Source organism: Corynebacterium riegelii (assembly GCF_001263755.1).
Taxonomy (GTDB): domain Bacteria; phylum Actinomycetota; class Actinomycetes; order Mycobacteriales; family Mycobacteriaceae; genus Corynebacterium; species Corynebacterium riegelii.
In genome coordinates this window covers 2228936-2253515 of record NZ_CP012342.1, presented here as the reverse complement: position 1 = coordinate 2253515, position 24580 = coordinate 2228936, and the positions used below count along the sequence as shown (strand labels likewise).

Genomic DNA, 24580 nt, shown 5'->3' with positions numbered 1-24580 from the left:
CATGTCTGACATTGTGATCTGCAACCCGAAGCGCACCGCTGTGGGCCGCTACGGCGGCGCATTCGTAGGCGTCCCGGTACAGGAGTTGGCCTCCACCGTGGTCAAGGCCGTGGTTGAAGAGTCCGGCATTTCAGGTGCCGATATTGATGACATTATCTTTGGCCAGGCCTCCCCCAACGGCGCCGCGCCTGCACTGGGCCGCATCGTTGCACTGGACGCTGAGCTGGGCATCGAGGTTCCGGGCATGCAGCTGGATCGCCGTTGCGGCTCCGGCCTGCAGGCGATTACCACCGCGGCTGCGCACATCGCATCTGGTGCGGCAGACCTGATCATTGCCGGTGGTGCTGAGTCCATGTCGAACACTGAGTACACCGTTGACGGCAAGATCCGTTGGGGCGCCAAGGGCGGCTCGATGGAGCTGACGGACCGCCTGCAGGAAGGCCGCGAAAAAGCCGGCGGTAAGCACCACCCAATCGCCGGCGGCATGATCGAAACCGCTGAGAACCTGCGCGAGGAGTACACGATCACCCGTGAGCGCCAGGACAAGGTTGCTGCGGAATCCCACCGTCGTGCAGCAGCAGCCCAGGAGGCTGGTGACTTTGACGCGGAGATCGTGCCGGTGTCCGTCCCGCAGCGCAAGGGCGACCCGATCATTGTGGACAAGGATGAGCACATCCGCCCTAACACCACCGTGGAGTCCCTGGCCAAGCTGCGTCCGGTAATGGGCAAGAAGCTTGAGAGCGCCACCGTAACCGCCGGCAACGCCTCCGGCCAGAACGACGGCGCGGCAGCCATGATCGTGACCACGCGCGAAAAGGCCGAGGATCTGGGCCTTACCCCGGTAGCGGTGCTGCGCGGCTGGGCTGTCGCAGGCGTCGCACCTGAAACCATGGGCATCGGCCCCGTTGCCGCAACCAAGAAGGTCTTCGACCGCGAGGGCCTGACCTTCGATGACATTGACCTGATCGAACTCAACGAAGCATTTGCTGCCCAAGCTCTGGCCGTGCTGGACGCATGGGGCATTTCCGAGGATGACCCCCGTGTCAACCCGGTCGGCTCCGGCATCTCGCTTGGCCACCCGGTTGGCGCCACCGGTGCCCGCATGCTGGTCACCGCAGCGCACCGCATGCAGCGCACTGACGCCAAGCGTGCTCTGATCACAATGTGCATCGGCGGCGGGCAGGGCTTGGCCGCGGTGATTGAAAAGGCGTAGTCTCGCCACCATGCAGAATTCTGGGAGGGACTACGCCATCGGCGTCGCGTTGATCGTGCTGTGCGCTGCGGCGGTTGTGTTTTTGAGTGGCTCCACCGCCGTGTTCACCGCGATCGCCGGCGCTATCGGCGGTGCGCTGTTCATTATCAAAGGTGTGCAGGCCAGCAACCAGGCCGGCGACCAGCCTGACATTCAGCCCGGCATTCAGCCCGGCGGCTACGACCCGCTGAACACTGACATCCCGGATTCCGGCGTGGATTGGGACGCCGAGTTCAAGCGCAACTGGGGTTAGCGCTGCTTGCGCTCCATTTTGATGACCTGGCTGGGGCGCGCCAGCACGCTTCGCTTCGTACCAAGGATCACGCGATCCAGATCCGCTTGGACCGCATCAACGTCTGCTGGGTCGTACCGGCGCTCCCTGCGCGCCTTATGCAGCTCGCGGCTCGCAGCTTTGAGCGCAACTCTCTGCATCTCAAGGGCACTTTCACGGGCACGTTCAAAGGTGGCCATGCGCTCGTCGGTGGTCTCGGAATCCAGGAGGCGTTTGTCCGCGATGGATTCCAGCCAGTCCTGCACCATGGCGTAAGCCTCCGGCGCGTGCTCCTGCCCGTGCTCACGCACTGCCCGGCGCGCCGCGGCGTAGGCCCGTTGGTTCAGCTCCTCGTATACCCGGTCTGCATCGGGTGCTTTTCGCAGGTCAAGCCTTCCGACGAGCCACGGCAACAGCAAGCCGGGCACCACCATCGTGCACGTTAATACTGTCAACGCGATAACGGAAAGCTCGTGGTGGTACTCGGTGGCTGAGGGCGGAATAGCCAGTACTAGCGCCAGGGTGACTAAGCCGCGCATTCCGGACCACGCCATCAGCAGTACTTCCTGTAGTCGAAGCGGGGCAATGCGGGTGCGCCCTTTGTGTTGATTGAGTTTGTAGAGCACCCACATCCAAACCAGCCGCACTGCAAACGCAACGATGGAGAGCACCACGCCAACCTTTACTGCTGGCCAGATGGACGTACCTGCGTCATCAATAGCGTCGCGAACACTCATGCCGATCAGGCCGAAGGCAACACCGGTGAACAGCAGCTCCACGGTGGCCCAGAAGGAGTGACCGGTCAGGCGATCCTCCGCGGTCATGGTGGAGCGGGATGACAATTCCACCGCGGCAATCACAATCGCAATCACGCCTGAAGCGTGGATTGCTTCGCATCCTGCGTAGATGGCAAACGGCAACACCCAGGTAAACGCGGTACGAATCACTGAATCTGGAACGGAGTTAGCAAACAGCGCGGCCAACCTGCCCACAATCAAACCCACCACCACGGCAACCGCCGCGGCGTAGAGGAACTCGAAGAAGCCTTTGGTGAAGTTCACCTCGCCGTGCGCAACCACTGCGGCCATGGCCATGTTGAAGGTGACGATGGAGGCGGCGTCGTTAAACAAGCCCTCTGTCTGCAACGTTCCGGTAATGCGTTTCGGGATACCTGCGGGTCCTGCGACCGCTTCCACAGCCACCGGGTCTGGCGGGGCGATCGCAGCGGCGATCACCATCGCGGCGGCCAAGCTCAACCCTGGCAGGATCCACATCGCCGTTGCTGTGAGCGCCGCGATGGTGAGAAACACCAGAATCACGCTCATGGTCAGCACCACGTTCAGCTGCGACGCAATCTGCCCCCAGCTTGTGCGCCTCGCCAGCGACCACAACAAGGGCGGCAGGAAGATCGGCAAGATCAGGTGCGGGGGGATAGACACCGTGTCAATGCCCGGGATGAAAATAAACGGCACCACGACAATGGTCAGAAGCGCTGGCCAGGGGATGCCGGTGCGCTCACCAATCGCAGCAACGAAAACGGTGGCTAGCAGCAGCCCGATCAGCGCGATAAATGTTCCCACACCGGAATATTTTAGAACCCGCGTTGACACAATAAGTTATAGTCTTTGCTCGGCCTCGAATACGAGACATGTTGTGCGCCCCCGGTTTGCCGGGAAGAGCTGCACGTAAATCTGATTACGCCACCGAAGCCTGATGGCGGTGTTCGCGTTGGCGCCGTCAAGAGCCATGGCCCAAGACACACTATGGCTGATCACCGTGCTGTACATGCCGGCAATTTTGGGCTCGGCGCAGTCCGGTTCGTGCTCGCCGCAATCGCCACGGTACTGGGGTGGACGGGAACCCGCGCGAAAACCACTACCGAGCCAAGTGCGCAGGAGACCGTCTACGCCCTGTCACCAAACGACACAATCCGCCAGGCATTGCACATGTTCGTGGACAAGCGGATTTCTGGCGCGCCGTTGCTTAGCGACGACCGCACGCTGGCCGGTTTCGTCTCAGACGGCGACGTACTCGACGTTTGTGCCGGTCGCTGGGTAGCTCAACGGGCCGGAGTCGGACGGCCCGGCGTCTCCAGTTAGGTAGAAACCCACCGGACACCTGGCCCCCGCTTAGGGCTATCGTGAGCGATCTTTGCTTTACCCAAATCTCTAAGGTGCCGGAGAAGCCGACTTACCGATTGCCTCTCAACACCTAATTCTTCAGCAACTTCACGAGCATTCAGGGCTTTCCCTTCACGGAGCTGAGCGATAATCCAGTCCTCCGTAGTTACCGCACTGACTACAGGGGAAGCTTCGCCGTCAAAAGCCGTCCTGGCTTGCGCGGACAATATCCATTCGGGAGTATCCCTCAGCTGCTCCAGAAAGCCCTGTCTTGCATACCATCCTAAGGTTTCCTGAGCCTGCGCCTCCGACACCTGCATAAGCCGAGCGGCAGTAGAAGTCATCAAGATCGGGTTATTTGCCAAATGGCGTGTAACCAAGAGACCATTCACGCTATCGAAAATGGGGTCCCCAAATGTTGCACGCAGCTGATATAACGCCTTGATGAAATCTTGATCCACCTCGCCAGAAGGCAAAGTTACTTCAACAAACGGTCCATCAGTGCTCAGGCTCGGGGCCTGCCTGCCGCTTGAGAGCATAGAGACCCACATGCGGTCGAAACCACGCGACGATTCCTCAGCGAGACTCAACTGCCTTAGAGCCCCCATGAGCACTGGATTCCGCGGGATAGATTGGGTGGTCAAAATTCTTTCTTTGCGAACACCCACTGGAAGGCTACCAGGAGACCACACTGTCAAGCTGGTGGGAGACTGGTCTACGACTATTGCTGCGGTAGCTCCCCAGTCGCGGTGTGCGAACGCATTGGAAACAACTTCATCAACCGCCGTTGTCGGGAACGCGGGAATCGGAAACTCCTGCCCATTCGGGAGCTGGACTCGAGCTATCTCCTGAGATGTGTGGTCCTTGATGAGCGCACGGAGCCGTTCCGAAGCTGTAATTAACGGTGCCGAGATCTCGGTCACCTTTGGATCACCACTGGGCACCTCCCGAAGAAGGTAACGAACCACCGACCGGTTATGTAGCGGCTGCATGAAGAGTATTTCCGCCGCGAAAGTCAGTCTCCCATCGGGCTTGAGCAGGCCTAACTCACTGCATAGTTCGAGCCCCGTCCGCGGAACCGGTGACCCGTCCCCCAAGGCTTTCTTCCGATTTGTCAGGAGGACTCTCGCCCGTTCAACGGCTTGTGAGTCCAAGTCTTCAGGCCCTCGCCGCGACGCCATAGCACTGAAATCTGGATTGGCACGTGCCAGATGGATACTCCGACGCTCGTCTTCCCCCAGTGGGACACAGCTTTTCCCTACGCGCTTGCTCGCTTGACCTTTGGATCGTTGGTAGAGCGCCATCCCACGCGGAACACGCAAGATTATCAAGCGCACGTTGCACCACTCGATGTCAAAAGCCTCTACTTGGATATGCGGCTGGGTCTTGCTGTAGATCTTCTCCACCAACCAGTCGCAAGCACGGTCAGTTCCAGTAAACGCAGATGGTCCCGACTTCTTGTCATTAACGCCAAGGACGATATATGCGACTCCGCTATCCGCGTTGGAAAAGCAAATAACTTCATCGACGAGAAATTCTATTAAGCCCGCATCGGGATTCTTATTCATCGGATGCACAGCGGGATCTTCTTTGAAGTCCAATATCTGAGATTCCCTACTGCCAGCACTCTCACCAGCTTCAATCGCAGAAAGCGCTTCCCTTACAACCTCAAACTCCGCATCGACCATGCAATGAGAATAACAGGAATAATGCACGAGTTGTTTGAAACAACTCCAAACAACTTACAAACAACTCCGCCTTAAAATATCCCCGAAAATACCCTATATCTGCAGATCAAAGCATCTATCAGAAGTTGTTTGGAGTTGTTCAGAGTTGTTTATTACTCACCGCTTTACTCTCGCAACTCACGTCGCCCGCGATTCCTGAGCCCCGCGCCACGTGATCACCGCACCGGCGGCTGCGATCAGAACAATGCCTGTGACCATGGACCAGGTCAGGTGGTCGCCGGAAAACGCCCAGCCCAAGATCGCGCCAATCACCGGATCTAGGGCAAAGAGCGTACCGACGACCGCCGCCGAGACAATCCCCGCCGCAATCGTGTCCATCACATACGGAATCACCGCACCGATGAACCCGGAGATGACGATCGTGACCCACACGGGGGCGTCGATAAGCGGAACTGCCCGAACCGAGAAAGGAGCAAGGATCAGCGCGGCAACAACCACAGACAAGGCAAGGTCCGACATGCTGCCGTTTTCGGTACTCCCCATACGCTCGGCGAACACCGTGTAACCAGCGAAGAAACAGGCGCCGACCACAGCAAAGCCAACACCGAGCGGATCCAGATCATTCGATGGATTCGCAATCAACGCCACACCCACGAACGCGGCGATGGCCCACAAGCGGGAGCGCCACATCTTCAGCCCCAGGAAAGACACAACGCAAGGCCCGAGGAAATCGATGGTAACGGCAACGCCCAGGGGCAGGCGGGCGATAGCCGCATAAATCATCACACTCATCATGCCCATGGTCACGCCGTAAACCGCGATGTTGATCGCCCGGGCGCGGGTCATACCGCTCAGCTTCGGACGGAACAACAACACCATAATCACGGCCGCGGCCGCCATGCGCAGGCCGGACACACCCGGCGCGCCAATAGGCTCGAGCAGGTCTCTTACCAAAACGGCAGCGGCCTGCGTGCCTAGCGAGCCGATCAGGACCATCAAAACAGGAGCCGCTGGCAGGGCAAGAAACGCGTTCATGCCCTGGCGGCTCATGCGGAATTGATTACGTTCACGCGCCACGCGCGCCAGATTAGTGCAAACGCCGGACTGGGCGGTCACATCCATGGCAGCGAAATAGTAAAAATAGTAAAAATAGTAAAGATAGTAAGAAGTAGTAAGGAGGCACGATGCCGACGATTCAAAGGCGCCCCAAGAACCCCTTCACTGCGACAGTGGGAAAAACGCCACTCGTTCTTGCAGGACGCGATGAGTACCTCCACGATTTCGACGCCGCCATCCAAGATGGGCCGGGAAGCCACGAACGCATCTCCATCATCACCGGCCCAAGAGGCGTGGGCAAGACCGTTCTGCTGAATGAGTTTGAGGAAGTTGCGAAGGCGCACACGTGGCACGTCATTTCCGAAACAACAACACGCGGTTTCAACGACCGCATCCGCGACCGTGCATTCAACCTCTTGCAAGAGCTTTCCAGCGAACCCAAGCGCCGCCTATCCAGCGTCAATACGCCTTGGTTTGGCCTTGCCACAGAACCGGTGTCCGGCTTCTCACCCACCCCCACATTGAGATCGGTGCTCGACGAACTTCTTGGGCGGCAGGCCGAGATAGATGCCCGGCACAATCAGGAACCCGTTGGCCTACTGATCACGTTGGACGAGCTGCACTACGCCCACATGGATGAGATCATTGAGTTCGGCACAACAGTCCAGCACCTCGTCCGAGAGGACCGCGAGATTGCGGTTGCGATGGCTGGCATCCCTGGCGCGATAAAACCCCTGCTTGCTGCCGATGAAGGACGCAACCCCGTAACCTTCTTACGCCGCGCAAACAGGATTGAAACCGGAATGGTTTCAATTGAGGAAGTCCGGAGGGCGCTGGAAGAGACCACCGCCCAAGTCGGGGTCACCTGGTCCTCAGATGCACTGGATACGGCATCCATGGCAACCGGCGGCTACCCGTTCATGATCCAACTGGTCGGGCAGCACGCGTTCCGCAACCTTAGCGGCAGCAAGATCGACGAAGACGCTGTTTCACTTGGAATTGGTGCTGCTAGGAGGAAGCTCGGACAGCTCGTCCATGAACCGTCTATCGCGGATCTTTCAGAAGTGGATCGCACTTTTCTTACCGCAATGTCCACCGACGACGGTCCCTCGCGCATGTCAGATATCGCGGCACGCATGGGCGTTGATGCGCAATACGCGGGAACCTACCGCAAGCGGCTTATAGACGCTGAAATGATCCGCCCCACATCACACGGTTACGTCGATTACGAGCTACCCTACATGCGCGAATATCTGCGCTCTCACCATGCAGCCGATGCGATGGAGCAGTTTTCCATCTGGCCGGAGTGAGAGCGCACCCCGCCCCCCAACCGAAAAGGCCTAGTGGCCGCGCGGCTGATCGATCGGCTTGCCGTCCTCAAAGTAGGCACGTACGTGGTTATCAAACACAGACAGCGCCGCGCTAACAGTCATCCCACCGCTCGTACCCAACGACTCGATGTGTGTTGTCTCGTTCCAAGCGCGTAGGCGGAGATTGCTCACGAGCTGAGGCATACCGTAGAATACTTTCGTTAGGCTAGGCAGCCCTAACTGGAGTTTCTTTATTTACCTACGAAAGGCGCAACCTTGGCACTCTTTAGCTCTCGTCCCTTCAAGGCAGCCGCAGCCACTCTCACCGCGGCGTTCATGCTTGCCAGCTGCTCCAGCGGCGCAGGCGACCCGACAGCTGCTCCAGAAGCTTCCGATGCCAACGGGGCAGACGAGCGCATCGTCACAATGGGGCTCGGCGACGTCGATACGATCCTTGCCCTGGGCGAACAACCGGTCGGTTACGCCACCTGGGAACAGGAAGGTTCGGGCGATCCCTCCGGACTTGGGCCGTGGGCCAAGGACAAGCTCACTGTCGAGCCAAACCCAATCCGTGGTACCACCACCGAATTCAGTACCGACACTGCCGAACAAGTGGCTGCGCTGAACCCGACCAAGATTATTGCGGTCAACAGCGGTCTCGAAGCAGACAAGAAGGCGCTGCTCGAGCAGATCGCACCGACGACTTTCCACTCGGATGAGTACCCGGATTGGCAAGTACCCTGGGAAGTACAGATCAAGGAAATCTCCAAGGCCTTAGGCAAAGAAGACGAAGGCCAAAAGCTTATCGACGATTCCGAGCAGGCTTTCAAAGACTTCCGCGAAGCGCACCCAGAGTTGCAGGGCAAAACAGCAGTAATCGGCATGCCCTACGACGGGAAGCTCGGCGTGTACACCTCAGGCGATGGCCGCGGTGCTTTCATCGAAAAGCTTGGTTTCACAATCCCAGAGAAGTTCAACGGCGATGGCTCCAGCTTCTTCCTCGATTGGTCCCCCGAGAACTACGCTGACTTCAATGACGTGGACTACCTCTTCGTGTTGGACTACTATGGCGCGATCGATGCGCTGAAGAACGACAAGGCTTTCATGGATCTTGATGTCAACAAGCGTGGCGGGCTCTACTGGCTAGACACCGATACTGCCAACGCAATGAGCATGCCAAACCCCCTCACGATCCCGTACGCAATCAAGCAGATCGAGAAACAGCTCTAGGCATTTCAGGGGGCGGGTGCCTACCGGGGGACGACCAGTGGGCCACCGCTCATCGGATCGGACGCCACAACCGCAGGCAGATCGAAAACGCGGCTGAGCAAAGACTCCGTGACCACCTCGGCAGGCGCACCGACCGCTTGAACCTCGCCACGCTGCATCACGATCAGCTGATCTGAGTAGCGTGCGGCGAGGTTCAAATCATGCAACACCATGAGCACAGTTCGCCCCTCCTGATCAGCGAGGCGACGTACAAGCGACAAGACCTCGACGGAGTGGGACAAGTCGAGGTATGTCGTTGGCTCGTCCAAAAACACAAGCGGAGTGTCCTGCGCTAAGACCATCGCGATCCAGGCGCGCTGGCGCTGTCCGCCAGAAAGCCGCTCGAGTGGACGATCTGCAAACTCTGCAATATTGGTCAGCTCCATCACTGCATCGACCGCACGCGCATCCTCAGCAGAGGCCTGCCTTAGCCAGGACTGGTGCGGGTGGCGTCCGCGGCTCACCAGATCGCGGACCGTCAGCCCCTCGGGGGCAACAGGTGTCTGTGGCAGTACTGCAAGCTGGCGCGCAATCTCGCGGCGCTTCAGTTTCGCCGTGTCCACGCCGTTCAGCGTGACCGTGCCGTGATCGCATGCAATAAGCCCAGCGGTAGCTCGCAACAGCGTTGACTTGCCGCAACCATTCGGACCGATGAGTGTGGTGACACCACCTTGAGGCACGTCGAGATCAATGCCATCAACGATGACGGTAGCGCCATAACTCACCTTGAGATTTCGAACTTGAAGCATCATACGGACACCTTTCGTGTTGCGCGCAGCAGCGTGTAGAGCAGTACTGTGCCACCAATCGCGGTTGTGGCTATCCCCACCGGCAGGTTCCCGGGCACCAAGATGCGTACCGCTACGTCAGCGCCGGACACGATCATCGCGCCAGCGAGCATTGCTGTTCCTAAAGGCGGCGTCGCTGCTTGCGTGATCTTGCGTCCGATCTGTGGCGCAACAAACGCCACGAATGCTATCGGACCAGAGGCTGCGACAGCCATCGATGCCAGCACGACAGCCATGAGCATGAGGATGAGTTGCATATGCCGGGGCTCCACCCCGAGGCCAGCAGCCGTATCCTCGCCTAACGAGAGCGCCTGAAGGTTGAAGGCTGCCCACCGCAAGAGTGGAATAACAACTGCCAGAGCAATAAGCACAGCGAGGGCATCGCGCCAGTTCGAAGAACCCACCGAACCGGTGATCCACGCCTGCGCTTTGCCCACATCGCGATAGTCGGCGCGAACGAGCAGGAACGAGTTGTAGGCCATCGCTAACGCGTTGATGATGATCCCGGCGAAGACAAGCTGGAAAGACCCGAGCCCCGCGCCACGGCTCAGCCACCAGATTGCCGCGGACACCACTAATCCACCGAGAAACGCACTGAGCGGGACCCCCAGTACATGCAGCAGCATTCCGGAGCTTCCACCAGCAAGTAACGCAGTCAATGCGAAAGCGGAGGCACCCGAGGTGACGCCCAAGATGTCTGGGCTTGCCAAAGGATTCCTCGTGATGGTCTGGAAGATCGCCCCCGCAAAACCCAGCGCAGCTCCTACTCCCAAAGCTGTCACTACCCGCGGCAGACGCCACTCAAGAATCACCGTACGAGCCAATTCCGTGGTTTGGCCCATGAGCGCAGAAACAATATCCCGGACCGTAAGCTCGAAGTCGCCGACCATGACACCCCCAAGGGCCGCGGCGAGAGCCAACACCGCAAGGACACCATTCGTCACGAAAACCCGCATCACAGTTTCGCCCCTTTCCGCAAGATGTACAGGGCGAATGGGGCGCCAACGAAGGCGAGCGTGATGCCCACCTGCAATTCGCCAGGTCGTGCGATGATGCGTCCGATAACGTCGGCAAGCAACAGCAGCGAGGCCCCAGCCAGCGCGGAACACGGCAGCACCCAGCGGTAATCTGGCCCCGTAACGGCGCGCACGAGGTGCGGAACGACCAGGCCGACGAACCCGATCGGGCCCGCGCCAGCCACCGCGGCACCAGTAAGCAATGCAACCACGATGATGCCCACGGCCCGCGCGATATTCACTCTCACGCCAAGTGCACTGGCCACGTCATCTCCCAAGTTCAGGAGGTTCACCTGATGTGCCGTGCCAAAGGCGAGCACAAGCCCGAGGAGCATCACCGGGGCAAGCACCGCAACCACCTGCATGTCGCGCCCAGCTATAGCGCCAGCTGTCCAAAACCGCATCTCATTGAGGCTTTGCGTATTCGTCAGCACGATGCCGCTAGTAAGCGCACTACAAACCGCACCCAGCGCAGAACCTCCGAGCACGACCATGATCGGCGTAGATCCCAGGCTCCTCATACTGAGCACGAACACGAGCGCCACCGCAAGTATTGCACCGAGGAATCCCACCCCAACAGTGCCCAATACTGACATTGAGCCGTGAAAGGAAATGGCTGCTGCCACTGCAAGAGCCGCGCCGGGACCGACGCCCAGCAGGTTTGTGTCTGCGAGCGGATTTCTGGTGTGACCCTGCAGCAGCGCGCCCGCCGTACCCAACGCTGCCCCCACCAACAGGCCGAGCAGGGTGCGCGGAACTCGAAGTTGCGCGATGATCTTCGCCTCGTCGCTGGACGCCTCAAGTCGTTCGGATCCTCCTGGGAATGCCAGCACGATTCCATCACGAACCGCGCTCAGCGTTGCCCCGAATCCCATTTCACGCGCCCCGAACAACAAAGACAGCAGTGCTGCACACACGGTAGAAGCCGCAAGGAAAACAACAAACCCTACGTGTCTATTCACGCTGTACCCCCGTTAACGCCAGTACCCCATGAACGACACGTGGTGGCGAGGCACACCCGCCTCTTTCACCAGGAGCCGCCGCATCGCCGCCACAGCCGTATTCTTCCCTGCGATCCAGTAATAGGTATGCCCGGCAGCATCCGAAGCGGGAGCTATGGATTCACCACTGCTGGAGTACGTGGGCGTCTCCCAGACCTCGTCATGCGAGACTTCATCTACGAGCTCAGGTTTCTCAGCTCCCATAGGTACAGCAGCGCTGCGGGAATCAACCTCGTCTTGCAGTTGCGCAAGAAGCAAGTCCCCGTAGTCCACGTCATCGTGTTCGCGGAAATGCCAGCGAACGTCGACCTGTGCAGGGGCGTCGATGGGCAAGTGGTTGCCGGCCGGTACCTCAATGTCAGCAGACCCGGCGAGATCCTCGGGCCAATCTTCCAAAATGCGGGCTATTGCGGGAAGCGCGGTTTCGTCACCATAGAGGCATGCCCTTGCTGCAGACCCCGGATTGAATTCGATGCCAACACCGGAGTCATCGTCGCGAGTTGGACCAATTATCAGGAGCTGCTGCCCAGGTTGCGCGTCTTGCGCCCACGCCGAGGCTGGACCGGGATTGTCATTGTGCAGAACAAAGTCCACATCCACTTCATCCAGGCCATCGGCATATCGCCGGAGCTCGCGAATCGAGTAGGTACGGAGGTGCCCGCGTGTGTGCTCCGGCATCGCACGCCACACGTCCCACCACCCTTCCTCCGGGAGGCTGAGCACTCCACTGGCGGGCGGGATCAGCAACTTGATACGCAAATCTCTGATGGGCACGGCAGGCCCCATAGCGTCGATCCCGGTGAACGTCACCCGTTGGAAGTTCGGCGCGACGCGTTCACTGCGGACGACGGTTGCAAGGAAAGGCCTAAAACTCACCCCGCAAACTATATAGGCTTGCCTAGCCTAAGGAAAGTATTGAGGTATGCAGTCCCCTAGCGTAGTCCCCTAACGCCCGCGTAGCTGGAGTCGGCCAGGAGGCGGCTACACCTCGCCGGGGAACTCGACCGTCTTGCCGTCGATCACATTGGACGGCACACCAATCTTTCCGGTGGCGCGGACGTCGGCGAACCCGTCGAGTGAATCGCGCAGGGTGAGGAAGCGTTTGAGGTTGCGCAGCTCGGTGACGTCGAGAAGTTCGGCGTCACCGAACACCTGCGGATCTGCCTTGAACCGCGCGATGACATCCGTGCAGTCAGGACAGTCGGGGTGGACGAAAATCTCAATGCTCACTCGTTGCTCCTAGTGCCCGCGCGGCTGGTCGATCGGCTTGCCGTCCTCAAAGTAGGCACGTACATGGTTATCAAACACAGACAGCGCTGCGCCGATGGCCATGTGCATGTCCAGGTACTGGTAGGTGCCAAGACGTCCACCGAACAGCACCTTGTTTTCGCGGGACTCGGCTGCGGCGAGGCGTCGATAAGCCTCCAGCTTCGAGCGGTCTTCGGGCGTGTTGATTGGGTAGTACACCTCATCATCGCCCTCGGCGAAGCGGGAGTATTCCTTCACAATGACGGTCTTGTCGGCAGGATAACTATCCTGCCGCTCCGGATGGAAGTGGCGGAACTCGTGGATGCGGGTGTACGGCACGTCCGCGTCGTTGTAGTTCATCACAGAGGTGCCCTGGAAGTCGCCGGTGTCCAGTACTTCCTGCTCGAAGTCGAGGGTGCGCCAGCCGAGGTGGCCTTCGGCGTAGTCAAAGTAGCGGTCCAGCGGGCCGGTGTAGACGACCGGGGCGTCGGGAGATTCGGCGCGGATGGCGTCGCGGACGTCGAACCAGTCGGTGTCTAGGCGGACGTCGATAAGCTCGTGTGCAGCCATCTTCTCCAGCCAGGCGGCGTAGCCGTCCACCGGCAGGCCTTCGTACTTGTCGTTGAAGTAGCGGTTGTTAAACGTGTAGCGAACCGGTAGGCGGGAGATGATCTCCGGCGGCAGGTCAGTCGGGTCTGTCTGCCACTGCTTTGCGGTGTAGTGCTTCACAAAAGCGTCGTACAGCGGCTTGCCAATCAGCGCGATGCCGCGCTCCTCCAGGTTGGTTGCGGCCGCCGGGTCGAGGCCTTCGCGCTGCTGTTCAATCAGTTCGCGAGCCTCGTCCGGCGAGTAGTACTTGCCAAAGAACTGGTTGATCAGGCCCAGGCCCATGGGGAATTGGTAGGCGGTGCCGTCGTGCATGGCAAACACGCGGTGCTGGTAGTCGGTGAACTCGGTGAAGCGGTTGACATACTCCCACACGCGCTCGTTCGAGGTATGGAACAGGTGCGCACCGTATTTGTGCACCTCAATGCCGGTTTCTGGTTCCTTTTCGCTGTATGCGTTTCCGCCGATGTGGTTGCGCTTTTCCACCACCAGCACACGCTTGCCCAGCTCGCTCGCGGCCTGCTCCGCCACGGTCAGGCCGAAAAACCCGGATCCAACAACAATGAGGTCATATGTCATAGGTGCCATTTTCGCACAGTTGCTTTTCGACGCCACGCTTCACGACACGCCGCAAAGTCTCAAGGTTCACGTGAAGGTTGAGGTTGCGGTAGCCTGCAATTAACTATTGTCACATCAGCCACAGGAGTGAAACCGTGCAACATCGTCGACAGTGGGCCAACCCCATGTTCGCCGTCCTTTTGGCGGTGGCCATGGTCGCCTCCGCTGCATTTGGTGGCCAACACATTCTGCAAGTACAAAACGTCGCGCCGGCAGCCACTGGCGTCTACGCAGACGAAGCCAGCTTTGACACCGGCGCCAACATCACGGTTGATGACGCCGCGGTGCGCACCCAATCCGGTGAGGAAGACACCGTCCGCCGCGTAGTCAAAGAGTTCACGCGCGAGCGCGAGTTCTCGGTTGTTGCGCTGACCTGGAAGGGCCCACGCGACATCGTCGCTTACGTGCGCTCCCAGCGTGCCGACGGCTCCTGGAGCCCCTGGTTCGAAATGGACCCCGACGACTCCCCCACCGGTGTGGAAACCAGCGGCACCGAACCGATCTTCGTTGAGCGCACCAAGCGCATCCAGGTTTCCACCGGCAACGTGGACCTGCTCGAAGACGGCCGCGCCGCCTCCGAAGCACCGACCACGGCCCGGGACATCCAAGCCGTGTTCCTTGACGGCGGCGTGGACGAAAACGTGATCACCCCGGCCGCGGATTCCTACTCCCGCGCCATGCCGAAGGTAATCACCCGCGCACAATGGGGCGCAACAAGCAGGAACACTCCGTACTACTCCGAGCCCGTCAAGGCCGTGACCGTGCACCACACCGCAGGTTCCAACAACTACTCCCGCGCTGAGTCCGCCGGCATTGTCCGCTCCATCGAGCACTACCACGCGCACGTCCGTGGCTGGGGCGACATCGGCTACAACGCGCTGGTAGACAAGTACGGCAACATCTACGAAGGCCGCGCCGGCGGCCTGGACCGCGCAGTCCAAGGCGCACACGTGGGCGGCTTCAACACCAACACCTGGGGCGTGTCCATGATGGGCGACTACTCCAAGACCGCACCCACCACCGCGTCCCTGCAGGCAATGGGTGAACTGATTGGTTGGAAGGCTGCCGTCGCAGGCTTCGACCCGATGGGCACCAGCTACCTGTCTGCAGACTTCAGCTTCGCAGGCGCCCGCTACGGCGCGGGCAAGGGCGCATACTTCCCCAATGTAAACGCCCACCGTGACTTCCACTTCAGCGACTGCCCGGGTGACAGGTTGTACAACAGACTGCCCGACATTCGTCGAGTAGCAAAGGTGAAATACACCGCAACCAAGGCGTCGCGCTCGTTCGTCAGCCCGGCCCTCCCGAACAAGGACGGCACCAACACCACGGTGACCAGCCCGTCCAACGGCACTGGAACTAAGGTTGCCAACACGCTGACCAAGCTTGCCGACGGCGACACCGCCACCATCGCCACCGTCGTAGGCACCATCGCCGGCGTGGCCCTGATCTACGCACTGCAGAACGGCCAGCTGGGCGACCAGGTCAAAAACGTCGGCGGCACCGAGATCATCTCCGGCATCACCGTCCAGGACGTCACCCCCATGATTGGCCCAGCCCTTGAGGTTGTTGGCAGCTCCGAAGCATCCACCGTGTGGAAGTCCTTCGAACCTGTCCTGGGCAAGCTCGCGGGCACCGTCTCCGGTGTTGGCGGCCAGCAGATGGCGCTCTACGCAAACGGCCTCGCCGTGAAGGACACCGACGGCGAGATCTACGCCCTAGTCGGCCAGATCGCCAACGCCTGGCTGCAGCAAGGCCTCGACGCAGGCCCGCTGGGCATGCCGATCACGCCGCAGCGCAACGCCAACCACGATGAAATCCGCATGGACTTCCAGGGTGGCGCGATCGTCTACTCCATCTCCCAGCGCAACATCAACATCATCACGAACTAAACGCTGGTTCCAGGCGGCGGGTTACGCCTGGTCTACGCCTGGCCTACGCCTGGTTGTAGGAACGCAGCACGGCGTCCTCCCACTTCGCAATGAGCCGGTCCCGGTCGGGGCCGGCCATTTCGTTTTGGAAGGTGGTGGGCGTGCCGAGGGTAAACGGGGCGTCGATAAGCGAAATGCCCATAGCAGCAGCCGAGGCAGCCCCCATCACTGTGGTTTCGATGTTGGCGGGGCGCACAACGTCAAAGCCGAGGATGTCCGCCTGCATCTGCATCAACAGATCATTGCTGGTCATGCCACCATCAACCTTCAGCTGGGTGGGCTCACCACCCATCGCGCGGACCACCTCAAGCGTTTGCAAACACGTTGCCTCAAGCGCCGCACGCGCAATGTGCCTACGATCCACAAAACGCGTCAGACCAGTAATAATGCCACGCGCATCCGGACGCCAACGCGGCGCAAACAACCCCGAAAACGCCGGCACAATAGTCACCCCGCCACTATCCGGCACCTGGCTGGCCAACGCCTCCGTTTCCTCGGCGGTGCGAATGATGCCCAGCTGATCACGCAGCCACTGCACCAGCGAACCGCCAACCGCGACCGACCCCTCAAGCGCATACACCGGCGGCTGGCCTGCAACCTGGTACGCCACCGTGGTTAACAGGCCAGTGTCGCTGATGTTGAGCTGCGTACCCGTGTTGAGCACCATAAACAGCCCCGTGCCGTACGTCATCTTCGCACTGTTTTCCTCCAGGCACCCCTGCCCAAACAGCGCCGCCTGCTGATCTCCCAGCACCCCAGTAATCGGCGTGTTTGCTAACGGTCCCCTTGCGCGCACCGAGCCAATCTTGCCTATCGACGCCCCAATCTCCGGCAACACCCCCACCGGCACCCCAACCGCCTCACATAATTCTTCGTCCCAGTTAAGCGTCTGCAAATCCATCAGCAACGTACGGCTTGCATTGGTGACGTCCGTGACATGCAACGCCCCGTCCGTAAGATTCCAGATCAGCCAGGTATCAATCGTGCCAACTAGCAGCTCACCCCGCTCCGCCCGCTCGCGCGCATTGGGGACGTTGTCCAGGATCCACGCCCACTTCGGCCCCGCCGGATAGGAATTATGCAACAAGCCCGTTTTTTGCTGGTAGGCATACGGATCCCCGTCATGGTTCGTCCTTGTGTCTTGCCACACAATCGCGTTATAAATCGGCTTGCCGGTGGCCTTCTCCCACACCACCGCCGTTTCACGCTGATTGGTAATCCCCAGCGCTACAACATCACGCTCATCAATATCCTTGCTTGCCAAGGCCTCTACAATCGCCCGGCGAGTGTTACGCCAAATCTCCTCCGGGTCATGCTCTACCCACCCCTGCCTGGGCAAATACTGCTTATGCTCAAACTGCGCTTGGGAGACAACCTGGCCGTGGTCATCCGTAATAAACACGCGCGTGGACGTCGTTCCCTGATCAATGGCAGCAACAAGCGGCATGATTGGAGATCATACTGCGAACATTGCCTCCATTTGCCTCGACCACTCCCGGAACCCAATATCCAGCCGCCCGTCCATCGGCCTAACCCCCGGATACTGATTGAGCAAGGCCTGCAACTGCTGGATCATCCTTGGATTGAACACATCATCCCAGCCCACGCGGAAAAACACGCCACCTTTGTTCTGCAGCTGTTTCTCCCGGTGCCGTTCACTGCGCAACGCGCTTAGCGCATCCCCCATCGCGCCGCTGGTCTTCTCCGCGCCGTCAGCTTCCACCACGATGAACTCATTGATAATGCAGTCCACCCACGCGGCTGTGATGCCACCCAGCTCATCAGCAATTTGATACCCCACCTGGAACTCAATGGTCTCCACTCCCGTCAGGCGGCCATGCTTGATCGCCCACAGCAGCGTGTCACGCACCAAGGTCTCGAGCACGCTTGCCGACGTCTCCCCCGCCCCCTCAATCAACCTCCTAAACGGTTTAATGCCTCTGGCCTGCGGCAATACTTCCGTTTTCTCCAGCAACGTCTCCACCGTGAGATGCGCGTGCTGCCACCTGGCAGACTCAATCTGCACCAACGCGTCCAACCTGCCGTAATAACGGAACGTGTCAAACATCGCCCGGACCCCGATTGTGCTTTTGACCCCCTTGACGGTGCAGGTCTCCGCGTCCCGGAGGATTCCACCGTGATAGACCTTGTCCCTGTATTTAGCTCCCCAGGTTCTCGAGTTCCCTGGCAGAACCAAGTCCACTTTCTCTACCCATTTGAGCGTTGAAAGCCCCATCCAGCGTGCTGCTGCTGGCCCCGTGATCACTGCAGTTTTACATTGCCCAGCCACTTTCGCAATCAGAGCGAGTTCGGCTTCCCTTTTCTTTGTGTAATCCCCCATGCCGTTATTTCTACCGCATCTTTGTGAGTTTCACACGCGCTTTTCATTATCTGCTAGGAGCGCGCGACGTTCCCCTAGCAGACAATGAAAACGCCCCTCCATTTCCGCTGGTCGAATATAGAGACTTTCGGCCAATTTTGCGTTGTATGCTAGTGCCGCACCTCCGCCCCTAGCAGACAAACGTTATGTCAAGTAGCCGGGCTGGGGCGGCGGGGGTTTGCTGGGGGTTTGCTGGGGGTTTGCGGCGGGGTTTGGGCCAGTGCAGGCTGAGGCCCAGGGGCCAGCGCGGGTGGAATCCAGGGCCAGGGCCAAGCAGGGCCAGAGGTAGGCAGGGCCGGGCGCAACCAACCTGGAGCCCGGAAGGTTAGAACCAGCGCTCGAGGATTTTGGCCACGCCGTCGTTGTCGTTAGTGTCTGTGACTTCGTCCGCGGCTGACGTGAGCACTGGCGAGGCGTTGCCCATGGCAATGCCTCGCCCGGCCCACGTCAGCATCTCCAGGTCATTGGGCATATCCCCAAACGCAATGACATCGGCGGCGTCAACACCGTAGCGCTCTGCAAGAAGTGCGACGGAAGACGCTTTGTTCACGCCGGGGCATGAGACCTCAATAAGACCTTCGTCCATGGAGTAGGTCACGTGGGCGTCGGCGCCATCAACCACCGGGGCGATACGCTCAAACATCTCAGAAGACGTCAAGTATCCGCAGCGTATGAGCAGTTTTGTGGCTGGCTGGGCGATCAGTTCATCCACATCCACCACGCCGAAGCGGTCGTCCCACGCGTCGGGGTTGTACTCGCGTGTGATCAAGAATTCCTCGCCACGCCCGACGCGTTCCACGCCAAAGCCGTGGATGACGTCCGACATGACGGGCTCCACTGCCTCGATGACCTCGGCCATCGTGCTGGAGGCGAGTTCGAAGGCATGCACGATCTCATCTCTGGCAGGGTCATAGATCACTGCCCCGTTCGCACAGATTGAGACTGGGCCAAAGGGCAGTTGGTCTGTGATGGGGGGCAGCCAGCGGTGGGGGCGTCCCGTCGCTAAGCAAAAAAATGCTCCCGCTTCAACCGCTCTGGCAACGACGGCTCGCAGGCGCGGGGTGACGCGACCTGCGGAGTTGATGAATGTGCCGTCAATGTCGGAGGCGATCATGCGGGGTGTCACTTCTGCCTGCGCTCCTTCTCCGCGCGGTAGAGCTCCTCGGCCTCCTCGATCGTGGGGGCGGTGCCACCCATGGACTTCGGCAGCCACGGCTCCGCACCGAACGGGCCGTAACGCTCGGAGTATTCGGCCTGCGAAAGATCCAGAAGCTGCTGCATGCGGCGCTTCAGCTCGGCGGTGTCTGCCTCCGCGTCGCCGGTCAGGGGTACGGGCTCGCCGTAGCGAATGATCACCGGCACGCCCCGCAGCTGCTTCGGCAGGTCCTTGGTCCAAATGCGCTGCGAACCCCAGATCACGGTGGGGATCAGCGGCACGTCGGCCTCGCGCGCGATGCGCACCGCACCGGTCTTGAAATGCGCCAGCTCAAAGGACCGGGAGATCGTCGCCTCGGGGAAGATCCCCACCAGGTTGCCGTTTCGCAGGTTCTCCACAGCACTGCTAATGGACGCCGCACCCTTCGCACGATCCACCGGCACATGGTGCATCTTGCGCAAAATGCGGCCCAAAAGAGGAACCTCAAAGACGGACTTCTTGGCCATGAAACGCACCAGGCGGTTGCCCCGCACGTGTGGGCCGGTGCCCATCAGCGCGAAATCCATGTAGCCAGTGTGGTTGCCGGCTAGAAGCGCCCCGCCTGTAGCCGGGATGTTGTCAGCGCCAACCACCGTGACCTCAATGCGCATCAGCCCCAAGATGCGGCGGATGGCGGACACGGCGCCCTGGTAGAAACGCTCGGCCGCCTCATCGCTGTGAGCGCTGGCTTCGTTGAACAGGCGCGGAACCAAAAAGCCGCGGTATCGGCGCATATTCATCAGGGCTTCAGCACGTCCTTGCCCACCCACGGGCGCAGGGCTTCCGGAACCACTACGGAGCCGTCTGCCTGCTGGTGGTTTTCCAGGATTGCAACCAGCCAGCGCGTGGTGGCCAGGGTGCCGTTGAGAGTGGCGGCGATCTGCGTCTTGCCGTCCTCATCGCGGTAACGGGTGGCCAGGCGGCGTGCCTGGAACGTGGTGCAGTTGGAGGTGGACGTCAGCTCGCGGTACGTGCCCTGGGACGGCACCCATGCCTCAGTGTCAAACTTGCGCGCGGCGGAAGAGCCGAGGTCACCTGCGGCAACATCAATGATGCGGTACGGCACCTCAACGGCTGCAAGCATCTCGCGCTCGAGGCCGAGCAGCTTCTGGTGCATCTCTTCAGCGTCTTCCGGCTTGCAGTAGGCAAACATTTCAAGTTTGTCGAACTGGTGGACACGCAGGATGCCCTTGGTGTCCTTGCCGTAGGATCCGGCCTCGCGCCGGAAACAGGAGGACCAGCCGGCGTACAGCAGCGGGCCGTTGGAAAGATCAATGATCTCGTCCTTGTGCAGGCCAGCAAGCGCTACCTCGGAGGTGCCGACTAGATACATGTCGTCGCGCTCTAGGTAGTAGATCTCCTCATCGTGCTCGTCCAGGAACCCGGTGCCCTGCATGATGTCCGGGCGTACCAGCACCGGCGGGATCATCAGCTTGAAGCCGGCCTCGCGTGCCTTCTGCGCGGCCAGCATGAGCATGCCCAGCTGCATCCACGCGCCGTCACCCGTCAGGTAGTAGAAGCGCGCGCCGCCGATCTTGGTGCCGCGCTTCATGTCAATCAGCCCAAGTGGCTCTGCAAGGTCCAGGTGGTCCTTGACCTCAAAGTCAAACTCCGGGATCTCACCAACGTGCTCGAGCACGATGAAGTCCTCTTCACCACCGGCGGGCGCACCCTCGATGGGGTTGGGGATGGCGGTTTGCAAACGCGTCACCTCTGCGGCGGCTTCAGCCTCGCGGGCTTCTGCTTCCTTCACGCGTGCTTTGAGCTCGTTGGAGCCTTCCAACAGCGCGGGGCGCTCTTCTGGGGAGGCCTGGCCAATCTTCTTGCCAAAGGCTTTCTGCTCACCGCGCAGCTCATCGGCGGCTTGGATGGCGGCTCTGCGTGCCTCGTCGGCTGCGAGCAGCTGGTCGACCAGGGCCGGGTCTTCACCGCGGGCTACCTGGGAGTTGCGGACATGGTCCGGGTTTTCGCGCACTAGCTTGAGATCGATCACACCTTGCAACTCTACCGTTTTGCTCGTTTAATCTACTGCCATGGTTTCCTCTACTGCATCCGGCGGCGCTTCCCGTACCGCTTTCAAGCGCGCTTTCACCATTGCGACGCTGGCGGGTGCGGTTGCTGCAGGCGCGTTTTCGTGGGAGAGCTCGAGCGTGCCAATGCCGGGTGAGCAGGCGAACCAGGCCATGTCTTTTACGTCCGCTGACGCTGGCTCCTGCTTGACGTGGGACGTTGCCGAGGACGGTTCGGTGGCCAACTTCCAACAGGCTGATTGCGCTGGTCCGCACCGTTTTGAGGTGGCGCTACGGGAGGATTTGGGCACCTACCCTACCTCTGAGTTTGGCCCGGATGCGCCGATGCCAAGCACCACCCGCCAGGCGCAGTTGCGTGAGGAGCTCTGCGGCGCCGCTGCACTGCGTTACCTGGAGGGTCGTTTTGACCCGGCGGGGCGTTTCTCCGTTGCGCCGATCCTTCCACCTGCGAGTGCGTGGGCGCAGGGCGATCGCACCATGTTGTGCGGTTTGCAGGAGACGGACCGCGCGGGCGGGGTGGTGATGACCAGCGGAAAGGTGGCTGATCAGGACCAGGCGCGTGTGTTTTCCCCGGGCCAGTGCGTGGCGGTGGATGCCTCGAGTTCGCTGACTGCCGTTGATTGCGCGCAGCCGCACCAGGTGGAGGTGACGTCCACGGAGAACCTGGCAAATGTGTTCCCGGATCATACGCCAAGTGTTGAGGAGCAGGATCGCCACTTGGCGGATGTGTGTACCACGGCCGCGCAGGATTATTTGGGCGGTGAGGAGAACCTGTACCGCATCACCTTGCAGCCGTTTTGGACCACGCTGAACCCGATTTCCTGGGATGGCGGTTCGCGCAGCGTGAACTGTGCGCTTGTGTTTTCGCGCCCGGAGGGTGGTTTCGCTGAGCTGACTGGTTCAGCTACGCAGGGCAGGGAGCATTTGCTTATCGACGCCGCGCCGCCCGCCGAACGCCCCGACCGCCGACCCCTGCGCGAGGCGCAGTAGCACTTGCAGGCAAGCTGATGATGGAACCGGTAAGCCAGCAAGAGTTCGAGGACATGATCAATGACGCGCTGGATACGATCCCCGAGGAGTTCGCCCGGCACATGACCAACATGGTGGTCTTGGCCAGGGATTTCAACGAGGATGAGCCAACGCTTTTGGGCCTGTTTGAGGGCGTGCCGCTGACAGAGCAGTACGCGAACCACACGGGCTTTTTGCCGGATGCGGTCTTTGTGTACAAAGACGCGCTGGAGGCAATCTGTAAGGACATGGAAGAGCTACGCCATGAGGTGAAGGTGACCGTCCTGCATGAGGTCGGCCACTACTTCGGGCTAGAGGAGCATGAGCTTCATGAATTGGGGTGGGGGTAGTGTCCCCATTCCACAACGTCCCACTCGCCGAAGGGGCGTGAGGGTTCGCCGGGGTTGAGCACGACCCATTGGCAGTTGCTCAGGTGGGATTGTTCGGCGTATTCGGCGCTGACCCCGCGTGCAAAAGCGGCGTTGGCGGCAAAGGCGCGGATCGCCCCGCCGTGGGAAACGGCAACTGTGGTTCCGCCGAGTTCCAGGTAGGGCGCAAGGCCTGCTTGGTAGCGGGTGAGGAAGGCATCCAGCGTGTCCCCGCCTTCAATCGCGGCTTGGAGATTGCGCTGGTAGAAGCCACGGAACGCGTTGAAGTAGGCCTCGTGGGCCTCGCGTGAGTTAAGCATCTCCCAACGCCCAGCGTTGACTTCCTGCAGGCCGGCAACCGCCGGGATCTCACCGAACACTTCACCGAAGCCAAGGGCGGCGGTTTGGCGGGCTCGCAACGCTTCGGAGGAAATCACGCGGGTAACGTTGAAACGCTCCATAATCGCCTGGCCGGCCTCGCGGGCTTGTTGCTGTCCCAGGTCCGTCAGCGCGGCACCCGGCAGCTGGGTGTCTAGTTTGCGCTCAACGTTGGAAAACGTCTGTCCGTGTCGCAGCAAGATCAGCATCGCGGCCACGCTCCCAAAAAGCGCGACCAGGTGGCGCGCTGCTCAACGGCGGCAACCGCTTCGGCTACCTCGGCATCCTCAATATGCCCGACCAGTTCAACGAAGAAGTTGTAAGTGTTGGCCACGGTGCGGGTTGGGCGCGACTCAATGCGCGACATGTCCACGCCGCGCGAGGCGAACTCCTGCAGCATGGCCACCAGCGTGCCGGGCTGGTTGGGCGTTTGGAAGACCAGGGAGGTGCGGTCGCGGCCCGTGCGCGCGGGAAGTGGTGCGTCCTCGGGTCCGACTAGCACGAAGCGGGTGCGCGCGGTGTCCATGTCCGCCACGCCGCGGGCGTGTACCTCCAGGTCAAACAGGTCGGCGGCGCGCTCGGGGGCGGCGGCTACGTCGGCTTCCCCGTCCGCAACCATGCGCGCGGCCGCAGCATTCGACGTTGCGGGCACAAACTGCACGCCCGGCAAGTGCTCGCCAACCCAAGAGCTCACTTGGGTGTGGGCGACGGGGTGGGTGGAGAGCGTTGTGGCGTCGGCAAGCAGAAAGCCCCTGCGGGTCATGATGGCAAACGCGATGCCCAGCTCAGTTTCGCCGAGGATGCGCACGCCGGGGGCGACGAGTGCGTCGGAGGTGCTGGTCACGGCGCCGTCAACGGAGTTTTCAATAGCAACCACGGCCCGATCGGCGGTTCCGGTGCGCACCGCATCCAGCGCGGCGGCGGGCGAATCCACCGGCACATACTGCGGGTCGGGCAGGTCGAAGGCACGCGCGGCCTGCTCCGTAAACGTGCCCGCGGGGCCCAGATAGGCAATTGAGGTCATGCGCGCAAGCCTAGCGGCAGATC

At 60.7% G+C, this 24580-nt stretch carries 24 protein-coding genes; 8 read left to right on the top strand and 16 right to left on the bottom strand.

The window, feature by feature from the left end:
• Window position 1: 1 nt before the first annotated feature.
• Both AK829_RS10765 and AK829_RS10760 read left to right on the top strand, forming a co-directional pair.
• Complete coding sequence (locus tag AK829_RS10765) at window positions 2–1213, top strand: acetyl-CoA C-acetyltransferase (RefSeq protein ID WP_052205822.1); 1212 nt, start codon at window positions 2–4, stop codon at window positions 1211–1213.
• A 10-nt stretch (window positions 1214–1223) separates the two neighbouring features.
• On the top strand, window positions 1224–1505 hold the full coding sequence (locus tag AK829_RS10760; protein ID WP_052205821.1) for a hypothetical protein: 282 nt from the start codon (window positions 1224–1226) through the stop codon (window positions 1503–1505).
• On the opposite strand, the gene AK829_RS10755 is transcribed toward AK829_RS10760, so the two are convergent.
• On the bottom strand, window positions 1502–3103 hold the full coding sequence (locus tag AK829_RS10755) for a cation:proton antiporter (RefSeq protein ID WP_052205820.1): 1602 nt from the start codon (window positions 3101–3103) through the stop codon (window positions 1502–1504). The two genes, AK829_RS10760 and AK829_RS10755, sit on opposite strands and share 4 nt — an antisense overlap.
• 183 nt (window positions 3104–3286) lie before the next feature.
• Here AK829_RS10755 and AK829_RS10750 point away from each other — a divergent pair, with 183 nt between their 5' ends.
• Window positions 3287–3622, top strand: a complete 336-nt coding sequence (locus tag AK829_RS10750; RefSeq protein WP_052205819.1) for a CBS domain-containing protein — start codon at window positions 3287–3289, stop codon at window positions 3620–3622.
• Here the strand turns inward: AK829_RS10750 and AK829_RS10745 are convergent.
• Window positions 3619–5331 (bottom strand): RNA-binding domain-containing protein, encoded by a 1713-nt coding sequence (locus AK829_RS10745; protein WP_083439845.1) that lies wholly within the window; start codon window positions 5329–5331, stop codon window positions 3619–3621. The genes AK829_RS10750 and AK829_RS10745 overlap by 4 nt on opposite strands.
• Window positions 5332–5508: 177 nt before the next feature.
• The gene (locus AK829_RS10740; RefSeq protein ID WP_232305739.1) at window positions 5509–6408 is read right to left on the bottom strand and encodes an EamA family transporter; all 900 of its coding nucleotides are present in this window, start codon (window positions 6406–6408) and stop codon (window positions 5509–5511) included.
• Between the two features lie 107 nt (window positions 6409–6515).
• Between AK829_RS10740 and AK829_RS10735 the strand changes: the two genes are divergently transcribed.
• On the top strand, window positions 6516–7697 hold the full coding sequence (locus AK829_RS10735; RefSeq protein WP_052205818.1) for an AAA family ATPase: 1182 nt from the start codon (window positions 6516–6518) through the stop codon (window positions 7695–7697).
• A 276-nt stretch (window positions 7698–7973) separates the two neighbouring features.
• On the top strand, window positions 7974–8927 hold the full coding sequence (locus AK829_RS10730; RefSeq protein WP_232305738.1) for an ABC transporter substrate-binding protein: 954 nt from the start codon (window positions 7974–7976) through the stop codon (window positions 8925–8927).
• 20 nt (window positions 8928–8947) lie between these two features.
• Here AK829_RS10730 and AK829_RS10725 read toward each other — a convergent pair whose 3' ends face one another.
• From AK829_RS10725 to glf, 6 genes are all read right to left on the bottom strand, one after another.
• Entirely contained in the window at window positions 8948–9718 is a 771-nt protein-coding gene (locus AK829_RS10725; RefSeq protein ID WP_052205817.1) for an ABC transporter ATP-binding protein, read from the bottom strand.
• Window positions 9715–10710 carry a FecCD family ABC transporter permease gene (locus AK829_RS10720; protein ID WP_052205816.1) on the bottom strand — a complete coding sequence of 332 codons (996 nt, stop codon included), beginning with the start codon at window positions 10708–10710 and terminating at the stop codon, window positions 9715–9717. The genes AK829_RS10725 and AK829_RS10720 overlap by 4 nt, the downstream gene beginning before the upstream one ends.
• A complete protein-coding gene (locus AK829_RS10715) occupies window positions 10710–11732 on the bottom strand; it encodes a FecCD family ABC transporter permease (RefSeq protein WP_052205815.1) in 1023 nt (340 codons plus the stop codon). Before AK829_RS10715 ends, AK829_RS10720 begins: the two co-directional genes overlap by 1 nt.
• A gap of 12 nt (window positions 11733–11744) precedes the next feature.
• Window positions 11745–12647 (bottom strand): siderophore-interacting protein, encoded by a 903-nt coding sequence (locus AK829_RS10710; protein WP_052205814.1) that lies wholly within the window; start codon window positions 12645–12647, stop codon window positions 11745–11747.
• Between the two features lie 105 nt (window positions 12648–12752).
• Complete coding sequence (locus AK829_RS10705) at window positions 12753–13001, bottom strand: hypothetical protein (protein ID WP_052205813.1); 249 nt, start codon at window positions 12999–13001, stop codon at window positions 12753–12755.
• 9 nt (window positions 13002–13010) lie between these two features.
• Window positions 13011–14204: a UDP-galactopyranose mutase gene (gene glf, locus AK829_RS10700; RefSeq protein ID WP_052205812.1), complete on the bottom strand. Its 1194-nt coding sequence runs from the start codon at window positions 14202–14204 to the stop codon at window positions 13011–13013.
• Window positions 14205–14338: 134 nt separating this feature from the next.
• On the opposite strand from glf, the gene AK829_RS10695 reads away from it, so the two are divergent.
• On the top strand, window positions 14339–16135 hold the full coding sequence (locus AK829_RS10695; RefSeq protein WP_232305737.1) for an N-acetylmuramoyl-L-alanine amidase: 1797 nt from the start codon (window positions 14339–14341) through the stop codon (window positions 16133–16135).
• Between the two features lie 43 nt (window positions 16136–16178).
• Here AK829_RS10695 and glpK read toward each other — a convergent pair whose 3' ends face one another.
• From glpK to serS, 5 genes are all read right to left on the bottom strand, one after another.
• The gene (gene glpK / locus AK829_RS10690; protein WP_052205810.1) at window positions 16179–17621 is read right to left on the bottom strand and encodes a glycerol kinase GlpK; all 1443 of its coding nucleotides are present in this window, start codon (window positions 17619–17621) and stop codon (window positions 16179–16181) included.
• 9 nt (window positions 17622–17630) lie between these two features.
• Entirely contained in the window at window positions 17631–18515 is an 885-nt protein-coding gene (locus AK829_RS10685) for a hypothetical protein (RefSeq protein ID WP_052205809.1), read from the bottom strand.
• A 364-nt stretch (window positions 18516–18879) separates the two neighbouring features.
• A complete protein-coding gene (locus tag AK829_RS10680; protein WP_198147765.1) occupies window positions 18880–19680 on the bottom strand; it encodes an HAD family hydrolase in 801 nt (266 codons plus the stop codon).
• Window positions 19677–20489, bottom strand: coding sequence for a lysophospholipid acyltransferase family protein (locus AK829_RS10675; protein ID WP_232305736.1), 813 nt, complete (start codon window positions 20487–20489; stop codon window positions 19677–19679). The genes AK829_RS10680 and AK829_RS10675 overlap by 4 nt, the downstream gene beginning before the upstream one ends.
• Complete coding sequence (gene serS / locus AK829_RS10670; protein ID WP_052206522.1) at window positions 20489–21742, bottom strand: serine--tRNA ligase; 1254 nt, start codon at window positions 21740–21742, stop codon at window positions 20489–20491. Before serS ends, AK829_RS10675 begins: the two co-directional genes overlap by 1 nt.
• A 40-nt stretch (window positions 21743–21782) precedes the next feature.
• Here serS and AK829_RS10665 point away from each other — a divergent pair, with 40 nt between their 5' ends.
• Together AK829_RS10665 and AK829_RS10660 are read left to right on the top strand one after the other, a co-directional pair.
• Window positions 21783–22769 (top strand): septum formation family protein, encoded by a 987-nt coding sequence (locus tag AK829_RS10665; protein ID WP_083439842.1) that lies wholly within the window; start codon window positions 21783–21785, stop codon window positions 22767–22769.
• Between the two features lie 20 nt (window positions 22770–22789).
• Entirely contained in the window at window positions 22790–23137 is a 348-nt protein-coding gene (locus AK829_RS10660) for a metallopeptidase family protein (protein WP_052206520.1), read from the top strand.
• On the opposite strand, the gene AK829_RS10655 is transcribed toward AK829_RS10660, so the two are convergent.
• Together AK829_RS10655 and pheA are read right to left on the bottom strand one after the other, a co-directional pair.
• Window positions 23116–23742, bottom strand: a complete 627-nt coding sequence (locus AK829_RS10655) for a histidine phosphatase family protein (RefSeq protein WP_052206519.1) — start codon at window positions 23740–23742, stop codon at window positions 23116–23118. The genes AK829_RS10660 and AK829_RS10655 overlap by 22 nt on opposite strands.
• A complete protein-coding gene (gene pheA, locus AK829_RS10650) occupies window positions 23736–24557 on the bottom strand; it encodes a prephenate dehydratase (RefSeq protein ID WP_052205807.1) in 822 nt (273 codons plus the stop codon). The genes AK829_RS10655 and pheA overlap by 7 nt, the downstream gene beginning before the upstream one ends.
• Window positions 24558–24580: the final 23 nt, after the last annotated feature.

Coding starts and splice junctions, on each gene's coding strand:
- AK829_RS10675 (WP_232305736.1), bottom strand. CDS start 20,489: ATGAATATGCGCCGATACCGCGGCTTTTTGGTTCCGCGCCTGTTCAAC.
- AK829_RS10725 (WP_052205817.1), bottom strand. CDS start 9,718: ATGATGCTTCAAGTTCGAAATCTCAAGGTGAGTTATGGCGCTACCGTC.
- AK829_RS10735 (WP_052205818.1), top strand. CDS start 6,516: ATGCCGACGATTCAAAGGCGCCCCAAGAACCCCTTCACTGCGACAGTG.
- AK829_RS10655 (WP_052206519.1), bottom strand. CDS start 23,742: ATGCTGATCTTGCTGCGACACGGACAGACGTTTTCCAACGTTGAGCGC.
- pheA (WP_052205807.1), bottom strand. CDS start 24,557: ATGACCTCAATTGCCTATCTGGGCCCCGCGGGCACGTTTACGGAGCAG.
- AK829_RS10765 (WP_052205822.1), top strand. CDS start 2: ATGTCTGACATTGTGATCTGCAACCCGAAGCGCACCGCTGTGGGCCGC.
- glf (WP_052205812.1), bottom strand. CDS start 14,204: ATGACATATGACCTCATTGTTGTTGGATCCGGGTTTTTCGGCCTGACC.
- AK829_RS10665 (WP_083439842.1), top strand. CDS start 21,783: ATGGTTTCCTCTACTGCATCCGGCGGCGCTTCCCGTACCGCTTTCAAG.
- AK829_RS10750 (WP_052205819.1), top strand. CDS start 3,287: ATGGCTGATCACCGTGCTGTACATGCCGGCAATTTTGGGCTCGGCGCA.
- AK829_RS10760 (WP_052205821.1), top strand. CDS start 1,224: ATGCAGAATTCTGGGAGGGACTACGCCATCGGCGTCGCGTTGATCGTG.
- AK829_RS10660 (WP_052206520.1), top strand. CDS start 22,790: ATGGAACCGGTAAGCCAGCAAGAGTTCGAGGACATGATCAATGACGCG.
- AK829_RS10720 (WP_052205816.1), bottom strand. CDS start 10,710: ATGCGGGTTTTCGTGACGAATGGTGTCCTTGCGGTGTTGGCTCTCGCC.
- glpK (WP_052205810.1), bottom strand. CDS start 17,621: ATGCCGCTTGTTGCTGCCATTGATCAGGGAACGACGTCCACGCGCGTG.
- AK829_RS10745 (WP_083439845.1), bottom strand. CDS start 5,331: ATGGTCGATGCGGAGTTTGAGGTTGTAAGGGAAGCGCTTTCTGCGATT.
- AK829_RS10685 (WP_052205809.1), bottom strand. CDS start 18,515: ATGGGGGATTACACAAAGAAAAGGGAAGCCGAACTCGCTCTGATTGCG.